Consider the following 17,103-nt stretch of genomic DNA (forward strand, 5'->3'; position numbering starts at 1 on the left):
CAGGAGACACGACATGAGCGCCGATCTGCCGGATTATTACTTCCGCGTCCGTGAGAACGGCGCTTTTGTCTTCCGTGTCGATACCGAGAACCGCAACCGGCGGATCGAGATGGACCAGATCGCCGTTGTGAACATCCGCAACGGCGAGATCAAACCGCACGGCCAGCGCCGGCTGACCGATCAAGATGTCGCCGAGATCAAATCCTGGATGGAGGCCCGCGCCGCCACCCTGGCGGCCCGCGATACCGACGACATCCACCGCGCCATCGACCACCTCAACCTGACCGCCCATTGGGCCAACAGCCGCGCCACCGATGAACAGCTGGAGGACGTCACCGATGCGCTCTTGCTGGCGATGCACGACCTGCGCAGCGTGCTGGTGCGCAAGAAGGCCGACCGGCTGATGAAGGAACGCGGCGGCGAATAACCCCCCCCGCCCCGTCAGCCGCAATACAGCGACCGCACTGAGTAGGACCGGAACCCGCTTTGCACCCGCGGCAGGGGCGGGCTGATCAGTTGCGGCGAGTGCCGTGGCAAATTAGGGTTTCCCAGCACGAACAGGCTGCGCTGCCACAGCGCATCCGGCGTGCCCGGCTCCACCCCGGCCAATCCCAGCCGCCATCTCAGATGCAAAACGGCCCTCGCCTGCGGATCACCGCCCAGGGCAAACCAGTGCGGCGGCCCCGGCAGCAGCTGAACCGGTTCAGGCCCCTCCAGGCTGGCAATCTGGCAGAGGTACTGGCCTTTGACCTCTGCCCGCAGGCCGCCGCTGAGCGGCTCCCGCGTCAGCGACACCAGGTGCCCCGCCTTGATCCCTCCGCCGCGGACCGCAAACTCCAGCACCTCCGGCAGCTCGAACATCACGGTGTCCGGCCCGAACAGCCTGTCTTCGCCCTGCCAGCTGCTGCCGCTGGCAAAGCGCAGCGCATAGCGCCCTGGCGGCACCAGCACCTTGAAGAACGCGCCGCCCTGGATATAGGCCGCCAGCGCGTCGCCGCCGCGGCCCGACAGCACCAGGTAATAATCTGCGCCCTCCGGCGTTTTGACCTGCAGCGGGAACACGGCGGGCAGCCCGGTGCGGTTCCACATCAGCCCGGTGCGGGGATACTCTGCGGAACTCTCCGCAGCGACCGCCGCCGCTCCGCAGATAAGCATGGCCAGCAGGCCAAGCAGTCTTACCGCCTGGCTGCAGCATCCCGTTATGACTGATCCCAGTGTTATGCCGGCCGCACCTTCCTGCCGCCTTCCTGCGGCAGGCACAAGCTTAGCACACCTGCACAGGTCCGCGGGACAAAGCCCGCCCGGCGCCTCAGGACGCCTTGGCGCCCGCGGCCTCCTTCATCGCATCAACACCCTTCTTCCACAGGTTGCCCTGCCACAGCTCCTCAAGGCCGGTCTCGCCGCTGGCCCCCTTGGTGGTCAGGTAGTCGTAATAAGACGTCGGTTTGTGCCCGGTGATATTGTAGAAATCCGGGCTGCAGCGGGTGTAGAAACCGTTGGTCAGATACTCGAAGAACTCGGCGCGGGTGGCGCCGAAATCCGCCTCGAACTGCTCCATCGACTGGGCACGGTACTCGATATCCTTGCCCATCGCGCGGCCCAGGTCAGCCGCGATTTCCGCCATCGACTGCGGCGCCGGGCCGGTGATGTCATAGAACTTGTTGCCATGCCGCTCCGGCCCCTCGGCCAGCACCACCGCCGCCGCCTCGGCAATGTCGCGGGTCGCCACGAAGGAGTTGCGCATATCCCCCAAGGGGTTGGAGAACCAGCCTTCGTTTTCAATGGTTTCGCAGTCGGTCTTCAACAGGTGGTTCATGAAGAAGTTGTTGCGCAGCGCGGTCACGGTCAGGCCTGCATCGATCAGCGCCTTCTCGCCCCACCAGTAGTGCTGCAGCATCAGCGGAATGCCCGCGCTCGGGCGCGAGGCATGGGTATCCGCATCATAATCAGCGGTATTGGTGTCCGCGCCCATGCAGCTGACGCGCACCACATGCCTGATCTGGTCCTTGCGCGCCCCCAGCGCCTTACAGAAGTTCAGGTGGCCCTCTAGCATCGGGTCGAGCGAGGCGGAATAGATGGCCGATACGCCCTCCAGCGCCGCGTCCCAGGTGGCCGGGTCCGACAGGTCGAACTTCACCGCCTCATCGGCCCCCAGCGCCTTCAGCTGCTCCGCCTTGGTCTCGCTGAAATAGCAGGCGCGCACGGTGAACCGGCCGCCCTGCGCCAGGCGCGCCACCAGCTCGCGGCCGATACGGCCGGTGGCCGAGGTGATGAGAACGATGGGTTTGGACATGGGACAGCCTCCTGATGCCGCGGGCGGGGCTGCCGCCCGGCGCACGAGTTTCAAATCTGCGCGGACCCTACAGCCAAGCCACCCGCGGCAATCCCTGAAACCCGACTCAAAAGGCTGCGCATTCGTCACTCCCACGGCGCGGCCTGCCGGAAACGGAAAAGGCCCCGCAATGCTGCGGGGCCTTTCTGCCGCTTTGCCGTCACGCTGCGCGGCTGGAAGGGACGGTCGGCCGCCCCCGAAAGGCGGGGGAGCCGCGTGACGGCGCGCCGGCGGCGGCGGGCGGAATCAGCCCGCCTGGGTCAGAACGCCGGCTTCGATCGCCGCGCTGACCTCTGCCGCGTCGGCTTCACCGTCGGCATTGGCATCAACGGTGGCAAAGGTTTCCGCGGTCAGGTCCGGGAACGCCAGCTGAAGCTCTTCCAGCGAGAAAGTACCGTTGCCATCAGCATCCAGCTCTGCGGCCAGGTCCTTTGCAGCCAGCGGCGAGGCGGTCAGGGCAGCAACAGCAGCGGCGGTCAGGGCAAACTTTTTCATGTGAGACACTCCAGTCATCCTTTGGTTTGTTGCGGTGCGCGGCGTGTCCCGCGAACCGTGACAAACAGCTAAGACCTGCCCCGGCACTCCGCCATCCCCCAACCGCAAGCAGCCGGAACCCCGGCGTAAGGGCGCCGTTTTTCCCGTTTCAAATAAGCAGGTTACCGCTACAGCGCCTGGACCGGCCTTTGTCCGCGCACGCCCCGCGCCCGATCCTGCGGCTTTCCGCCCGGCTGAAGGAAAATGCACCTGCGGCGGGAACCAATCCGCGTGTTGCGATTCACGATTTGCAGAGGGCAACCGGGATCAAGGCTCCGCCGCAGAAAATATGCTAGACTCAGTATTTGCGGTACCGGGCCCCGAGGCCCGCCGGAGCAACGCAGCCATGAAACCGAAGATCGAGAAACTGAACGCGCTTGGGTCCCGCTATGCGGAGGCCATGGCGATGTGCGGCCTGGCCGATGATCTGCTCGATCCCGACCTGCTGGACGCCCGCCCCTTCCGCTTTGCCGAAGGCGAGCATCTCTGCTCCCGCGGCGATCCGGCGACCTGCCTCTGGATCGTGGTTGAGGGCTCCGTTGCGATCCGGGAAGACGGCCACACGCTGTTTGTCCGGCGCCGCAACGAGGTGGTCGGAGAGCAGCATCTGGTCGGCAACGGCTATCAGCGGATCTATGACCTGGTGGCCAATGAGACCAGCGTCGAGGTTCTGGTGGTCGACAAGGCTAAGATTGAACAGCATCCGGAAGCCGGGAAGATCTGGCGCAACATCGCCAAGATCATCTCGATCAAGCTGCGCGGCGCCAGCCGTCGCACCGCCTCGCTCAGCCGACAGCTGGCGGATGACACCCGCATCCTGCACGCCTACACCAACGAATACGCGCTCAGCCGCCGGATGCAGGCCGGCGCAGGGCAGCAGACCGGCTATGCCGTGGACCGGGCGGTGATCTGGTTCTCGGATGTTATCAATTTCAGCGGCTACACCACCAGAACGCCGCCGGAGCGGATTGCCGACATCGTGCAGCGGTTCTTCAACGCCCAGACCCAGCCGATCCAGCAGCATGGCGGCCATATCGACAAGTTCATAGGTGACGGGCTGATGGCGTTCTGGGTGCTCGGCTCCGCCGCCGACTCCGCCCGCAGCATCTGCACCGCCGCCCTGCGCGCCGCCGAGGAAGCAGTGGCCGCGGTGGCGGGCATCACCATCGGCAAGCAGGCGCTCGGCCTGCGTATCGGCCTGCACGCGGGCTATGTGCTCAGCGGCGACTTCGGCTCCGCCACCCGCCACCAGTTCACCCTGATCGGCCCGGAAGTGAACAAGGCAGCCCGGCTGGAGCAGGCGCATCAGGAGGATGTGACAGGCGGCAGCGGCCGGATCGGGCCGATCCGCATCAGCCCGGAACTGCGCGATGAGCTTGGCGGGATCGACCAGAAGCGCTTTGGCAACAAGATCACCGTCCGCGCCAAGAACATCGGTGCGCTGGAGTTTTTCACCGGCTGACAGGCGGGGGCGGTGCTACTCGGCGATGTCCTCGGCCCACAGTTCCGGTTTCTCGCGGATAAACCGCTCCATCAGCGCGATGCAGTCCGGATCCTCGGCAATCACCACTTCGACGCCCTTGGAGCGCAAAAACTCCTCGTTGCCGCCAAAATTCTGCGTGTCGCCGATCACCACCCGCGGGATGCCGAACTGCACGATGGTGCCGCTGCACATCATGCAGGGCGACAGCGAGGTATAAAGAACCGTGTCCCGGTAGGTTTTCTGCCGCCCCGCCTTGCGCAGCGCGTCCATTTCGCCATGGGCAATCGGGTCGCCCTTCTGCACCCGCTGATTGCGCCCCTGCGCCACCACCTGGCCATCCCGCGCCAGCACTGATCCGATCGGGCAGCCGCCCTCGTCAAAACCCGCCTTGGCTTCCTCATAGGCAATGCGCAGCAGGCGCCTGTCATCGTCGGTCATCATGGGAAACGGCCTCTTTCTGAATGAATACAATGCTCTTTGGAAACCCTGCCTGCAGGGCCCGGGGCGGTCAACCCTGCCAGGCACCCGCCTGCCCCGGGGCTGGAGCGGAACGCTCTGCCGTGCCACACTTCCACAGGCCGGGCGCTGCCCGCGCTGCTGCCAGGGAGGGCCGCCATGTATGTCGCCGGTTTTGTGATCCCCGTCCCCGAGACGAACCTCGAGGCCTACAAGGCCTGGGCCAAGGCCAGCGCCGCCCTGTTCCGGGAATACGGCTGCCTGGAAATCGTCGACGCCTGGGAAGACAACGTGCCCGACGGCCAGCAGACCGACTTCCGCCGCGCCGTTGCCGCCCGCCCGGACGAGAAGATCGTGCTCAGCTGGCAGGTCTGGCCCAGCAAGGCAGAGATGGAAGAGGCCGAGGCCCGGATCGCCAAGGACACCCGCTTTGACATCCCGGTTGAGATCCCGTTCGACCACAGGCGCCTGATCCTCGGCGCCTTTACCCCGATCCACACGCTGGGACGCGAGGACAGCGCAGGCTGACACGCGTGCGCCGGGCCTAGGCCGGCGCCCCCACCGACTTGATCGAGCGGCGCCAGAACCGCAGCATCAGGAACAGGCCGGCGGTGGTCAGGCCCGCAACCAGCCCCATCCAGACGCCGACGCCGCCCCAGCCCAGCACAAAGCCGAAGGCATAGGAGGCCGGAATGCCCACCGCCCAATAGCTGAGCGCGGCAATCACCATCGGCACCCCGGTGTCCTGCACCCCGCGCAGCAGCCCCAGCGCAACCGCCTGCATGCCGTCCATCAGCTGGAACAGCGCAGCCGCCGCCAGCAGCGCACCGCCGATCAGCAGGATCCCGTCCTTCTGCGGGTCATCCGCATCCAGGAACAGCGACATCAGCGGATCCGGGATCGTCAGGAACAGCGCAATCGCCACCGCCGACACCAGCAGCGACATCACCGTCACCACCTTGCCGCCGCGCGCCATATGCTCCCGGTCGCCGCGGCCAAAGGCATTGCCTGCCCGGATCGTGGCGGCGTTGGACAGCCCGAGGTGCACCATGAACGTCAGCCCCGCCAGCGAGATGGCAATCCCGTGCGCCGCCAGCGTCACCGTGCCCAGCCAGCCCATCATCATCGCCGAGGCCGCGAACAGGCTGGCCTCCGCCAGCGTCGTCAGGCCGATCGGGGTTCCCATGCGGAACACCTTGCCCAGCATCTCCCAGTCCGGACGGTGAAAGTTCTTCAGCAGCTCATGCTGCGGCAGCGCCCGCAGCGCATAGGCCAGCACCAGCGCAAACGACACGCCGTTGGTCACCAGCGAGGCAATTGCCGCCCCGGTGATGCCCAGCTCCGGCGCGCCCCAGTTGCCGAAAATCAGCGCATAGTTCACCAGCGCATTGATCACCGCCGCAAACACCGACAGCCACAGCACGATCTGGGTGCGTTCCAGCGCCGCCAGATAGGACTTCGCCACCATGTACAAAAGCGCGGGAAACAGCGCCCATCCGGCAATCCGCAGGTACTCGGCTGCGTCATGCGCCACCTGCGCCTCCTGCCCCAGCATCAGCAGGATCGGCTCCGACCACCACAAGAGCGGCATCGCCGCCGCGCCGTATGCCAGCGACAGCCACAGCCCCATCCGGGTCGAGCGGCGGATCTGCCGCTCCTCGCCCGCACCGGCCGCCGCCGCAACCATCGGCATCACCGCAAAGGCAAAGCCCGAGCCCAGAAGGAAGATCGAAAAGAAATAGGACGAGCCCAGCGTCACCGCCGCCAGCTCCGCCACCCCGTACCAGCCCAGCATCACGGTATCGGTCAGGCCGATGGCAAACTGCGCCACATGGCCGCCGATCAGCGGCAGGCCAAGTACGGCAATCGCCCGCGCGTGTCCGCGTACGGGCATCTCGGTATGTTTGGTCGCTAACGTGCTCATCCTGCCAGCCTTAGGCGCCCCCGCACGCCCCGGCAAGGGAAGAGTTTCCTTGCCTGCGCACAGGCCCATGGTGGTATTCTGCACAGGCAACCCTTTGCAGGAGCCCATTGAATGACCGACGCCTTTGCCCAGCTGATCCCCGACGCCCGCGCCTTTCTGGCCGAGCTTGCGCAGAACAACAGCAGTGACTGGTTCACCGCGCATAAGGACCGGTACGAGGCGCAGCTGAAATCCCCCGCGCTCCTGTTGATGGACGAGGTGGCGCAGGCGATCTCCCGCCGCAGCGGAACGCCGGTCACCGCCAAGCTGTTCCGCCCCCAGCGCGACGTGCGGTTTTCCAAGGACAAGACGCCCTACACCACCCATCTGCACATGATGTGGACCCTGAACGGCGCAGGCTGCGCGCTGTTCTTCGGCATCGCGCCGGACTACTGCACCGCGGGCGGCGGCATCATGGGTTTCAGCAAGGCGCAATTGCCGCGCTGGCGGCAGGCCGTCGACGGCGCCTTCGGCGACGAGACCGCTGCGCTGGTGGACATCCTCGCGCTCAAGGGCTTCGCCGCCAAGGACCCGGAGTTGAAACGCGTCCCCGCCCCCTATGGCAAGACCCATCCCCACGCGGCGCTGCTGCAGCGCAAGTCGCTGACCTTCTGGCACGATATGTCAGAACGCGAGCAGGCCGCCCCGATGGGCGCGCTGATGTCCGCTTACCTGACGCAGGAACCGATGTTCGCCCTGCTGGACAGCGCTTTGGCAGAGTGAGTCCTACAGCGCCCGCAGCATGATCTGGCTGGCCAGCACGGCAACCACTGCGCCCGCCAGGATCTCCAGCACCGCCGCCGCCCGCAGTGCGCCGGTGCCTTCCATCTGCGCCAGCGCGCCCTTGCGCATCGTCACCGCGGCAACGGCCACGGCCACAGTTACCGTGGCGGTGCCAATCCCCATGGCAAAGGCGCCGGCAATCCCGGCCCACAGCACCCCCATCCGCCAGGTCAAGAGCAGCAGGAACACAGCCCCGGTGCAGGGCCTGAGCGCCACCGCGCCCACAATCGCCAGCGCATCGCGCAGCGAATGCACATTGGCCGCCTCCTCCGCCGTCGGCCCGTGCCGGTGGCCGCAGGAGGCGCAGGCGCCGCCGCCGTGATCATGATCGTGCCCGTGGCGGTGGCCGTGATCATGGCCGTTTCCATCATGATGGTGCCCGGGATGGCCTGCCGCCTGAACCCTGCGGCTCGCCAGCAGCCGCCGCAGGCCCCGCGCCAGCAGCCAGACGCCCACCAGCGCAATCAGCCCGTAAGAGAGCGGCGCCAGAACATCCTCCGCCGCGCTGGTCAGCTGCTCGCGGCCCCAGTCCAGCAGCAGCAGCCCGCCCGCCACCAGCAGCACCGCCGTGGCCGCCTGCGCCAATGAGGACGCCAGCGCAAGCCCGGCCAGCCGCAAGAGCGGCACCGGCTTGCCCATGCCATAGCCGCCGATGACCAGCTTGCCATGCCCCGGCCCGGCGGCGTGAAAGAACCCGTAGGCGAAACACAGGGACAGCAGCGCCATCAGCGCCCCCGGCTCCCCGGCGCGCAGGGCCCGCAGCCCCCGCGCCATCGCGTTCTGCGCCTCGCGCTGGCCCTCCGCCGCCCAGGCGGTCACCGCCCCGGCACCGCCAAAGCCCCAGAGCCAGAGCGCCAGCGCAGCCACGCCCAGCGCCGCTATGGTCAGTAAAATCCTCACATTACGCGCCGCAGCTCAACCGCACGGTATCGGCAAAGGCTTCGCCCACCTCCGGGTAGGCCTCCTCCGCCTGTTCCGCAGGCATTGCATAAAGCAGCTCCTCCACCAGGGTATAGGCCTGATCCAGGTTGGGCGGGGTAATGCTGCCCTGGCAGCCGCCGGTGACATCCAGCCCCTGGTTCACCGTATAGGCGGTGTAATAGGTCGGGTCATAGGCTTTGATCACCACCCCGTCCGCCGCCTGCGGCCGGGCCAGAACCCGCCGGTGCCGGGTGGTGATCCGCCCGTCCTGCACCTCGGTCGACAGATGCTCCGGCGCGCCCAGCGCCAGCACATCGCCCTCCTGCGTCAGATAGGTGTCGCCCTGAAACCCCTCGCTCCAGGCCAGGTCAAATCCCTGCAGCTGCGCCAGTTCCTCCGCCGTCAGCACCCCGTCGAAATCGCTGTCCAGCCCCTTATCCTCGAAGATCAGCAGCGAATAGAACTCATCATAGGCCCAGGTGATCTCCACCGCCTGCAGTTGCCCGTCGTCCGAGACCACAACCTTCATCCCGGTATCGACAAAGATATGCGGATGCGCCCCGGCGCCCTGCGGGGCCAGCAACGCAAGCGTCAGCAAAGGAACAAAACGTTTCATGCCCAAAGATCTAAGCCCAGTTGGACGGCCCCGCAAGCGCCGGGCCGCACCGCCGGCGGGGATCAGCGCGCCCTGTTCTCCGGATGCAGCGCCTTGCCCAGGATGTGATCGGACTGATGGATCACATGATGCGCCTGGCCGACGATCAGCGGGTCCGGCTCCCGGGCGATCCCGGGGTCCTTGCCGGGATACTCCAGCGAGGCCAGGAAATGCCGCATGCAATTGATCCGCGCCCGCTTCTTGCAGTTCGACTTGATCACCGTCCAGGGCGCATCCGCGGTGTCGGTGTAAAAGAACATCGCCTCCTTGGCCTCGGTGTAGTCATCCCATTTACCAAGCGACGCCTTGTCGATCGGCGACAGCTTCCACTGCTTCAGCGGATCGGTCTCGCGCGAGACGAACCGCCGCTTCTGCTCTTTACGGGTGACCGAGAACCAGTATTTGTACAGCCGGATGCCGGAGCGCACCAGCATCCGCTCGAACTCCGGCGCCTGGCGCATGAATTCCAGGTATTCGTACGGCTCGCAGAAACTCATCACCCGCTCGACGCCTGCCCGGTTGTACCAGGACCGGTCATAGAAAACGATCTCGCCGCTGGTCGGCAGGTGCTGCACATAGCGCTGGAAGTACCACTGCCCGCGCTCCTCGTCCGAGGGTTTGTTCAAGGCAACCACCCGGGCAGAGCGCGGGTTCAAGTGCTCGGTGAACCGCTTGATGGTGCCGCCCTTGCCCGCCGCATCGCGGCCTTCAAACAGCATCACGAACTTCTCGCCGGTTTCCTGCGCCCACAGCTGCACCTTCAGAAGCTCCGCCTGCAGCCGCGCCTTCTCCGCCTCATAGGCCTTGCGCGCCATCTTCCTGGGGTACGGATACTTGCCGCTCTCGAACGCGCGGCGGATATCCTCGGCACTGGGAGCGCGGGCCTCGGATGCGGCTGCGGCAGGCGCAGGTTCAGACATTGGTTCAGGCGCTGCCCCTGCGGCGTTGTTCACGATCTTGTCTGCTGCGGCGTCCATCAAAAACTCCCTCTTTCAATCTGCGCCGCAACCTTACCGCCGCCGTGGCTGCCCCGCGCTGACCTGCATCAAAAGATATGCCAATCGCACAACAAAAGACGGCCGCTGAGGGCCGTCTGCTCCGTTCCGGTCTCAAATACGCCAGGGTCAGGCCCCCAGGGCCGAAGCGCTGCGCCCCTACTTGTGCCCCCAGTCATCCGGGTTCTCCGAATTGTTCGGGCTCAGCCCCAGCACATCCCCCTTGGTGGAGCACCCCAGCCCCAGCACTGTCCGGTTGGCATAGCCGAAATAGGCGGTGACCTGGTTGATCTCCAGAATCTGGCCATCGTCGAACCCGGCTTCCCGCAAGGCTTCGATATCCGCCTCTGTAACGCTGGACGGCTCCTCCGTCAGCATCCGGGCATAGCCCATCGCCAGCACCTGCGCGGCCTCCAGCGGCGCGCCCTCCGGATCGCGCGCCTCAATCGCCGCGCGGATCGCCCGCCCGCGCGCCTCATCCCCCAAAAGCCGCTGAAGGCCTGCAAAGTGGTGCTCGACGCAATAGGCGCAGTCATTGAGGCTGGAAACCCAGACCCCGAGCACCTCCAGGAACCATTTCGGCACCTTGTTGCCGGTGTGGTGCAGCACGTTCTTGTAGAGCGCCATATGGCCTTCCATCGAATGCGGCCGAAGGGAATGCACCATCATGATGTTGTCGACATTGCCGCCCGGCCCGGTCACCCGCTCATAAAGCTTCTTCAGCTTGCCGGTTGCCTCTTCAAACGGAACGGTCCTGATCCAGGCCATGTCTCTCTCCCTGACTGTCTGGGCCGGAGAGTAGCGGGTTCAGATCATACGGAAAGACAGAACCGAACGTCACAGATGTTCTGCCAGGCGGCACCGCCGCCCCGCGCCTGCCTGCCCCCCGGCAGGCGCGGGGCAGATAGTTTTATTGCGCCGCCACCCGCGCCACCGCGGCAATCGCCGCCCGCACATCCGCCTCGCGGCTGCGGTGGTTGGTGATGGCGGCGCGCAGCATCACCCGGCCGCCCGCGCGGGTGGTCGAGAACACCGCCTCGCCGCTCTCCTGCAGGGTCTGGGCGATATGCGCATTCAGCGCCGACTGCGCGTCCGGTTCCAGATCGCTTCGTGCGGTGAACACGCAGACGTTCGACACCACCGGCGCCCCCAGCACCATCAACGGCTGCGCCTCCACTTCCGCCGCCATGAACGCCGCCAGCTCACAATTGCCGGTGATCGCTTCCGAGAACGCCGCCTCGCCATAAGTCTCCAGCGCCGTCCAGACCTTCAGCGCCCGGTTGCCGCGGCTCAGGTCGATGCCGTAATCGCAGAACCACGGCTCGCCGCCCGCCAGCCCGCGCTCAGCCCCTTCCAGATAGGCAGGCCGTGCCGCAAAGGCCGCCCGGTGCTCGTCTTCATTGCGGAGCAGCGCCATGCCGCAGTCATAGCCCACATACATCCACTTGTGGAAATCCAGCGCAATACTGTCGGCCCGCCCGATCCCGTCGGACAGCGACCGGTAGGGTTCATCTGCAATCCGCGTCCAGGCGCCGAACGCCCCGTCCACATGCAGCCACAGCCCCAGGTCCGCCGCCGCATCCGCCAGCGCATTCAGATCGTCAAACAGCCCCAGATCCACGGTGCCCGCATTGCCGACCACCAGAAAGGGCACCGCGCCCGCGGCTTTGTCGCTTGCAACCATCTCCGCCAAGGCTGCGCAGTCCAGCTGACCCTCCGCCAGCGGCACCTTGCGCAGGTTGTCCGATCCGATGCCCAGCAGCTCCACCGCCTTCAGCGTCGCATTATGCACGCCCTCACCCGCATAGGCGGTCAGCCGCACCGCGCCCTGCCCGGATTTGCGCAGGTTCTTCATCACCCGCAGCCGCGCCGCCTGAAAGGCAATCACCGTGGCTTGCGAGGTGCCGGTCACCAGAATCCCGCTGGCGCTCTCCGGCATCCCCATCTTGGCCCGCGTCCAATCCACCACCGCGCGTTCCATATAGTTCGCGCCGTGATCGCGCCCGCCCATATTGGCGTTGACGGCAGCAACCGCCAAAGAGCTGATCAGGTCCGAGGCCAGCCCCGAGCCCTGAACCCAGCCCCAGAACCGCGGATGAATATTGCCGCCATGATAGGGCAGCACGTCCCCGATGATCCGGTCCACGGTCTCCCGCGGCCCGCGCGCCTCCGCCGTCACCGCATAGCGCGCATCAATGTCTTCCGGCACTGGCTGCCACGGGCGCTCCGCCGCCTTTTGCATCTGGTCCAGCGCCGCCTCCAGCATCCGCTGCGCCTCGGCCCGGAACGCCGCCCAGTCCTGCGTCTTGATCCCCTTCTCAGCCACCCGCGCGCCCTCCTCCTGCCTGCCGCTGGCCGAGGTTTAGCCCGCAAGCCCCGGAACCGCACGGAGAATATCGACGCACCCGGATAACCGGAACTTACCTTCGGCGGATTGAAAACTTGCCCGGCGCTGAGCACCCCGGAGGCCAGTTGCACCGCTCCGCCCCGCGGGCCGGCTCAGCCCGCTCCGCTCAAATCCTTAAGCATTGCAAAGGCCTGCTGTGCTTATCCACAGCCCCTTGCGTCCCTCTTCCACCCGGCCCCAACACCTGCCATAATGGGCGCCAATCAACACCAAGGAAGAGCAGCTCCCGCACATGGCCGACGACCTCCTCAGCACGCCTGCATCGGAAACCTATGACGCGTCCTCCATCGAGGTCCTGGAAGGCCTCGAACCGGTCCGCCAGCGCCCCGGCATGTATATCGGCGGCACCGATGAGCGCGCGCTGCACCATATGGTGGCGGAAATCCTCGACAACTCCATGGACGAGGCCGTCGCCGGCCACGCCAACCGGATCGAGGTGACGCTGCACTCCGACTACGCCGTCACCATCTCCGACAACGGCCGCGGCATCCCGATCGACCCGCACCCCAAGTTCCCGGACAAATCCGCGCTGGAGGTGATCCTCTGCACCCTGCACGCAGGCGGCAAGTTCTCCGGCAAGGCCTACCAGACCTCCGGCGGCCTGCACGGCGTCGGCTCCTCCGTCGTGAACGCGCTGTCGGATTCCATGGTGGTCCAGGTCGCCAAGAACAAGGAACTGTTCGAACAGCGCTTCTCCCGCGGTCTGCCCCTGGGCCCGGTTGAGAAAATCGGCGCCGCCCCCAACAAGCGCGGCACCTTCGTCACCTTCCACGCCGACGAGGAAATCTTCGGCCACCACCGCTTCAAGCCCAAGCGCCTGTTCACCCTGGTGCGCTCCAAGGCCTATTTGTTCTCCGGCGTCGAAATCCGCTGGAAGTCCGAAATCGACGACGGCGAAACCCCGACCGAGGCCACCTTCCACTTCCCCGGCGGCCTCAAGGACTACCTGACCGAAGTCCTTGGCAAGTCCTCCGTCTACGCAGACGTGCCCTTTGCCGGCAAGGTCGAGTTCCGCGAGAAATTCGGCGAGGCCGGTTACGTGGAATGGGCGATCAACTGGACCCCTTCGCGCGACGGCTTCACCCAGTCCTACTGTAACACCGTCCCCACGCCCGAGGGCGGCACCCATGTGACCGGCTTCTGGTCCGCCATCCTCAAGGGCATCAAGGCCTATGGCGAACTGGTCGGCAACAAGAAGGCCGCCCAGATCACCCGCGACGACCTGATGGCGGGCGGCTGCGCGCTGGTCTCCTGCTTCATCGCCGACCCGGCCTTTGTCGGCCAGACCAAGGACCGCCTGTCGACCGAGGCCGCCAACAAGATGGTGGAAAACTCGGTCCGCGATCATTTCGACAACTGGCTGGCCGCCGACACCAAATCCGCAGGCGCCATCCTCGACTTCCTGATCCTGCGCGCCGAGGAACGCCTGCGCCGCAAGCAGGAGAAGGAAACCCAGCGCAAGTCCGCCACCAAGAAGCTGCGCCTGCCCGGCAAGCTCACCGACTGCACCTCCAAGGACCGCTCCGGCACCGAGCTGTTCATCGTCGAGGGCGACTCGGCGGGCGGCTCCGGCAAGGGCGCGCGTAACCGGGTGAACCAGGCGCTGCTGCCGCTCAAAGGCAAGATCCTCAACGTCCTGGGTGCCGCCTCCAACAAGCTCGGCTCCAACGCCGAGATCAACGACCTCTGCGAGGCGCTTGGCGTCGGCCTCGGCACCAAGTTCAACCTCGACGACCTGCGCTATGACAAGATCATCATCATGACCGACGCGGACGTCGACGGCGCCCATATCGCCTCGCTCCTGATGACCTTCTTCTTCACCCAGATGCGCCCGCTCATTGACGGCGGCCACCTCTACCTCGCCTGCCCGCCGCTGTTCCGCCTGACCCAGGGCGCAAAACGCGTCTACTGCCTGGACGAGGCCGAGCGCGACAAATGGCTGGAGAAGGGCCTGGGCGGCAAGGGCAAGATCGACGTCTCCCGCTTCAAGGGTCTTGGCGAAATGGACGCCAAGGACCTGAAGGAGACCACAATGGACCCGGCGACCCGCAAGCTGATCCGCGTCACCATCGACGAGGACGAACCCGGCGAGACCGGCGACCTGGTCGAGCGCCTGATGGGCAAGAAACCCGAGCTCCGCTTCCAGTATATCCAGGAAAACGCGAAGTTCGTGGAGGAGCTGGATGTTTGAGGGGAAGTGGGCGTTCTCAAGCAAAGAAGGGAGTGGAACGAAGCTTGAGCACGTCGGATTAAGGTTCACCAAGCTCTAATTGATAGCTGTTTTCGGTGGAATTCCAGCTTTGGCGACAATCGGCGCCTTAGAAATAAGGCCTTTGAATCTGAATGAACTTGGAGATCTGCTGGCTGGCTTATTCGGTCCACTAGCCATATTTTGGGTAGTGTTGGGCTTTTTTCAGCAAGGCAAAGAGCTGCAAAATAGCGTGGACGCCCTTAACCTGCAGGCAAGGGAACTAAAGAACTCTGTCGAACAGCAGGAGCGAATGGTTCAAGCGACCTACGACACTCTAGAACACGAAAATGCTGTTCTCGGCCTCGAGCGCGCGCAGCATAAACGAAGCCTTCAGCCTGTCTTTGATATTGTTTTTGGTGCGAAAGTCTGGTTCGGAACTGGAAAGGGAAAATTCCATGTCGCTGTTACCAATACAGGCCACGATGCAACGCACTTTTGCCTAGACGTTTTTGTTAACGACGAATTGTTCCTTTCTACTAAATCGCGACACCTAAAAAATGGCGATTCCTGCGGCGCTGAAAAACCCAAGGAACAAAAGCCCCCAAAAGGTAAAATAACAGCCGTTGCCACCTATACTGACGCAGAACAAGACAAACTCGAGAAACACTTCCTGATTGAAGGCAGGACAGAGGGAAATCTTGTTGTTTACTCCGTTACTGAGGTTACCGAGTAGTCCTTCATTGCCAAGCTCCTCCTCCCTCCTCTAACACAAGGCCCGCGGCTGACCTTGGGGAGGCGTGAAGCGCCTTCCCGGGGGGAAGGTCAGGCGCGGGCCGTGCGGCTGACGCCTCACGTCCCAAGGGGCACACCGCCACCGTCACCATCCAAAACACCGGCATCAGCGAGGGGCTCCGCCCGTCCGAACCTCAAACGCTTCCCCGGAGCGTTTGCCGCTGCGCGGACCGGTTCGAACTCCCGAAGGGAAGGTCAGGCGCGGGCCGTGCCGCTGCGCGCCACGTCCCGAGGGGGCACACCGCTCCCATTTCACCTTCCCCAAATACTCCTGCCGGAGGCATCCCACCGCGAGGTCTGCGCCTGCCGCGGGCAGGCAGGCGCAGACCGGGCCGCAAGCGCCCCGGTCATGGGAACCCGTTGCGCCAAACCCCAATCCACCGCACGCCCCGCTTGCGCCCCCTTAACCCGGCCCTGCCATACTCCAATCCGTCGCGACACACCGGTGCGGACTGACACCCCGCACCACCAGGAGATACGGGAACCCCCAAGACCACCTCTTCATCGGGTGCAGGGGTTCTCCGCAACACGAGAGCTTTCGAGCGGACATGGGGGCTTGCGATCCCCTGCCCGGCCCTCCGCCTCCGGCCCCTCCGGGCCCTTGGCGGCGCCGCCACCTCTTAACCGGCCAGCACATTACGGCCACACAAGCAAAACGGCCGACCGGCCCCACACAACCCACCGGACGGGAACACAATCCCGCCCGGCCAAACCCGCGCATCCGGTGACAGCTTCGTGAGGGCTGTTGCCTGAAACCGCTGTCCCTTCCTATGGTTAGGCCAGCCGATCACAGCAGGGAAACAGCCATGGCCTTCATCGCGGACAACCAGCTGCCCCTGCTCCTGATGTTCTTCTTTGCAGGACTGATCGGCACCGCCTTCCTGTTCCGCAAACCGGCGGGCCACCGCGCCTGGAAACTGGCGGACCTCGTCTGGGTGGTCCTCGGCGGCTTCGGCGCGCTGGTCGCGGTCATTTCCGGCATCTACGCCGCCGACTCCTCCAAACTCGAACGCCAGATCGACATCGCCTATGCCGCCACCGCCGCCTTCGACCGCGACGCCGCCCGCTTCCGCCTGCGCTTCTGCGACCCGGCCTACGACACCGACATCGCGGTCCTGTGCGAAAAGGTCGAATTCCTCTCCGCCTCAACCGCGGGCAACGCCGAACTGCCGCTGTTCATCGCGGTGACGGATGAGGTCGCCCCTTTGCAGGGCCTCAGCTTCCTGTTCGGCAGCCGCGGCGGCAGGGGGAAAAAGAAGGACATGGAGGCCCAGGCCAGCGCCTTCGACCCGGAGGCCTTCCTGGTCTTCACCGCGCTCGACGCCCCCGCCCAGGACGCCGTCGATACCCTGCGCCGCAAGGTGCCCGCGATTGCCGGCGATTTCCTGATCATCGCCCGCGCCTATGACGACCTCATCGCCCATGTGGCGAAGCTCAAGGACGAATGGGAATACCTGCAGGACAACGCCCATATTCTGGTGCTGCAGATCATCGCGCTGTGCCTCGTGAGCTTCGCCGCCCCCTTCCGCCTCGGCAAATCCATTGTCGAGCTGCGCGCGCGCCGCTAACCTGAGGAGACGCCAACAGGACC

At 65.3% G+C, this 17,103-nt stretch carries 17 protein-coding genes; 7 read left to right on the plus strand and 10 right to left on the minus strand.

The window, feature by feature from the left end; translation table 11 throughout:
• The first annotated feature begins 13 nt into the window (after positions 1 to 13).
• Entirely contained in the window at positions 14 to 427 is a 414-nt protein-coding gene (locus AC58NV_RS04495) for a hypothetical protein (RefSeq protein ID WP_366662037.1), read from the plus strand.
• Positions 428 to 441: 14 nt separating this feature from the next.
• Here AC58NV_RS04495 and AC58NV_RS04500 read toward each other — a convergent pair whose 3' ends face one another.
• From AC58NV_RS04500 to AC58NV_RS04510, 3 genes are all read right to left on the minus strand, one after another.
• Positions 442 to 1,155: a hypothetical protein gene (locus AC58NV_RS04500; RefSeq protein ID WP_497226051.1), complete on the minus strand. Its 714-nt coding sequence runs from the start codon at positions 1,153 to 1,155 to the stop codon at positions 442 to 444.
• Positions 1,156 to 1,309: 154 nt separating this feature from the next.
• The gene (locus AC58NV_RS04505; RefSeq protein WP_497226052.1) at positions 1,310 to 2,293 is read right to left on the minus strand and encodes an NAD(P)H-binding protein; all 984 of its coding nucleotides are present in this window, start codon (positions 2,291 to 2,293) and stop codon (positions 1,310 to 1,312) included.
• A 285-nt stretch (positions 2,294 to 2,578) separates the two neighbouring features.
• Complete coding sequence (locus AC58NV_RS04510; RefSeq protein WP_366662033.1) at positions 2,579 to 2,827, minus strand: EF-hand domain-containing protein; 249 nt, start codon at positions 2,825 to 2,827, stop codon at positions 2,579 to 2,581.
• Positions 2,828 to 3,212: 385 nt separating this feature from the next.
• Between AC58NV_RS04510 and AC58NV_RS04515 the strand changes: the two genes are divergently transcribed.
• Complete coding sequence (locus AC58NV_RS04515; RefSeq protein WP_497226053.1) at positions 3,213 to 4,328, plus strand: adenylate/guanylate cyclase domain-containing protein; 1,116 nt, start codon at positions 3,213 to 3,215, stop codon at positions 4,326 to 4,328.
• A 15-nt stretch (positions 4,329 to 4,343) separates the two neighbouring features.
• Here the strand turns inward: AC58NV_RS04515 and AC58NV_RS04520 are convergent, their stop codons facing one another.
• On the minus strand, positions 4,344 to 4,790 hold the full coding sequence (locus AC58NV_RS04520; RefSeq protein ID WP_497226054.1) for a nucleoside deaminase: 447 nt from the start codon (positions 4,788 to 4,790) through the stop codon (positions 4,344 to 4,346).
• 174 nt (positions 4,791 to 4,964) lie between these two features.
• Here AC58NV_RS04520 and AC58NV_RS04525 point away from each other — a divergent pair, with 174 nt between their 5' ends.
• Entirely contained in the window at positions 4,965 to 5,333 is a 369-nt protein-coding gene (locus tag AC58NV_RS04525; protein ID WP_497226055.1) for a DUF1428 domain-containing protein, read from the plus strand.
• A 16-nt stretch (positions 5,334 to 5,349) separates the two neighbouring features.
• Here the strand turns inward: AC58NV_RS04525 and AC58NV_RS04530 are convergent, their stop codons facing one another.
• Positions 5,350 to 6,729: an MATE family efflux transporter gene (locus tag AC58NV_RS04530; RefSeq protein ID WP_497226056.1), complete on the minus strand. Its 1,380-nt coding sequence runs from the start codon at positions 6,727 to 6,729 to the stop codon at positions 5,350 to 5,352.
• Positions 6,730 to 6,840: 111 nt separating this feature from the next.
• On the opposite strand from AC58NV_RS04530, the gene AC58NV_RS04535 reads away from it, so the two are divergent.
• A complete protein-coding gene (locus tag AC58NV_RS04535; protein WP_497226057.1) occupies positions 6,841 to 7,491 on the plus strand; it encodes a TIGR02453 family protein in 651 nt (216 codons plus the stop codon).
• A 3-nt stretch (positions 7,492 to 7,494) separates the two neighbouring features.
• Here the strand turns inward: AC58NV_RS04535 and AC58NV_RS04540 are convergent, their stop codons facing one another.
• The 5 genes from AC58NV_RS04540 to AC58NV_RS04560 form a co-directional block, all read right to left on the minus strand.
• The gene (locus tag AC58NV_RS04540) at positions 7,495 to 8,451 is read right to left on the minus strand and encodes a nickel/cobalt transporter (RefSeq protein ID WP_497226058.1); all 957 of its coding nucleotides are present in this window, start codon (positions 8,449 to 8,451) and stop codon (positions 7,495 to 7,497) included.
• 1 nt (position 8,452) lies between these two features.
• Positions 8,453 to 9,088, minus strand: a complete 636-nt coding sequence (locus AC58NV_RS04545; protein ID WP_497226059.1) for a DUF1007 family protein — start codon at positions 9,086 to 9,088, stop codon at positions 8,453 to 8,455.
• A 62-nt stretch (positions 9,089 to 9,150) separates the two neighbouring features.
• A complete protein-coding gene (gene ppk2, locus AC58NV_RS04550; RefSeq protein WP_497226393.1) occupies positions 9,151 to 10,047 on the minus strand; it encodes a polyphosphate kinase 2 in 897 nt (298 codons plus the stop codon).
• Between the two features lie 234 nt (positions 10,048 to 10,281).
• Complete coding sequence (locus AC58NV_RS04555; protein WP_497226060.1) at positions 10,282 to 10,890, minus strand: carboxymuconolactone decarboxylase family protein; 609 nt, start codon at positions 10,888 to 10,890, stop codon at positions 10,282 to 10,284.
• A 142-nt stretch (positions 10,891 to 11,032) separates the two neighbouring features.
• Entirely contained in the window at positions 11,033 to 12,448 is a 1,416-nt protein-coding gene (locus AC58NV_RS04560) for a pyridoxal phosphate-dependent decarboxylase family protein (RefSeq protein ID WP_497226061.1), read from the minus strand.
• 313 nt (positions 12,449 to 12,761) lie between these two features.
• Between AC58NV_RS04560 and parE the strand changes: the two genes are divergently transcribed.
• The 3 genes from parE (at position 12,762) to AC58NV_RS04575 (ending at position 17,080) form a co-directional block, all read left to right on the plus strand.
• Positions 12,762 to 14,720 (plus strand): DNA topoisomerase IV subunit B, encoded by a 1,959-nt coding sequence (gene parE / locus AC58NV_RS04565; RefSeq protein WP_497226062.1) that lies wholly within the window; start codon positions 12,762 to 12,764, stop codon positions 14,718 to 14,720.
• A gap of 109 nt (positions 14,721 to 14,829) precedes the next feature.
• Positions 14,830 to 15,453 (plus strand): hypothetical protein, encoded by a 624-nt coding sequence (locus AC58NV_RS04570; protein ID WP_497226063.1) that lies wholly within the window; start codon positions 14,830 to 14,832, stop codon positions 15,451 to 15,453.
• 865 nt (positions 15,454 to 16,318) lie between these two features.
• Entirely contained in the window at positions 16,319 to 17,080 is a 762-nt protein-coding gene (locus tag AC58NV_RS04575) for a hypothetical protein (RefSeq protein WP_497226064.1), read from the plus strand.
• Positions 17,081 to 17,103: the final 23 nt, after the last annotated feature.

The organism is Leisingera sp. ANG49 (genome assembly GCF_059694505.1).

What these genes read in the sequence shown, in the direction of transcription:
- AC58NV_RS04495 (WP_366662037.1), top strand. Translation starts at nt 14, where the DNA reads ATGAGCGCCGATCTGCCGGATTATTACTTCCGCGTCCGTGAGAACGGC.
- AC58NV_RS04500 (WP_497226051.1), bottom strand. Translation starts at nt 1,155, where the DNA reads ATGCTTATCTGCGGAGCGGCGGCGGTCGCTGCGGAGAGTTCCGCAGAG.
- AC58NV_RS04505 (WP_497226052.1), bottom strand. Translation starts at nt 2,293, where the DNA reads ATGTCCAAACCCATCGTTCTCATCACCTCGGCCACCGGCCGTATCGGC.
- AC58NV_RS04510 (WP_366662033.1), bottom strand. Translation starts at nt 2,827, where the DNA reads ATGAAAAAGTTTGCCCTGACCGCCGCTGCTGTTGCTGCCCTGACCGCC.
- AC58NV_RS04515 (WP_497226053.1), top strand. Translation starts at nt 3,213, where the DNA reads ATGAAACCGAAGATCGAGAAACTGAACGCGCTTGGGTCCCGCTATGCG.
- AC58NV_RS04520 (WP_497226054.1), bottom strand. Translation starts at nt 4,790, where the DNA reads ATGATGACCGACGATGACAGGCGCCTGCTGCGCATTGCCTATGAGGAA.
- AC58NV_RS04525 (WP_497226055.1), top strand. Translation starts at nt 4,965, where the DNA reads ATGTATGTCGCCGGTTTTGTGATCCCCGTCCCCGAGACGAACCTCGAG.
- AC58NV_RS04530 (WP_497226056.1), bottom strand. Translation starts at nt 6,729, where the DNA reads ATGAGCACGTTAGCGACCAAACATACCGAGATGCCCGTACGCGGACAC.
- AC58NV_RS04535 (WP_497226057.1), top strand. Translation starts at nt 6,841, where the DNA reads ATGACCGACGCCTTTGCCCAGCTGATCCCCGACGCCCGCGCCTTTCTG.
- AC58NV_RS04545 (WP_497226059.1), bottom strand. Translation starts at nt 9,088, where the DNA reads ATGAAACGTTTTGTTCCTTTGCTGACGCTTGCGTTGCTGGCCCCGCAG.
- ppk2 (WP_497226393.1), bottom strand. Translation starts at nt 10,047, where the DNA reads ATGTCTGAACCTGCGCCTGCCGCAGCCGCATCCGAGGCCCGCGCTCCC.
- AC58NV_RS04555 (WP_497226060.1), bottom strand. Translation starts at nt 10,890, where the DNA reads ATGGCCTGGATCAGGACCGTTCCGTTTGAAGAGGCAACCGGCAAGCTG.
- parE (WP_497226062.1), top strand. Translation starts at nt 12,762, where the DNA reads ATGGCCGACGACCTCCTCAGCACGCCTGCATCGGAAACCTATGACGCG.
- AC58NV_RS04575 (WP_497226064.1), top strand. Translation starts at nt 16,319, where the DNA reads ATGGCCTTCATCGCGGACAACCAGCTGCCCCTGCTCCTGATGTTCTTC.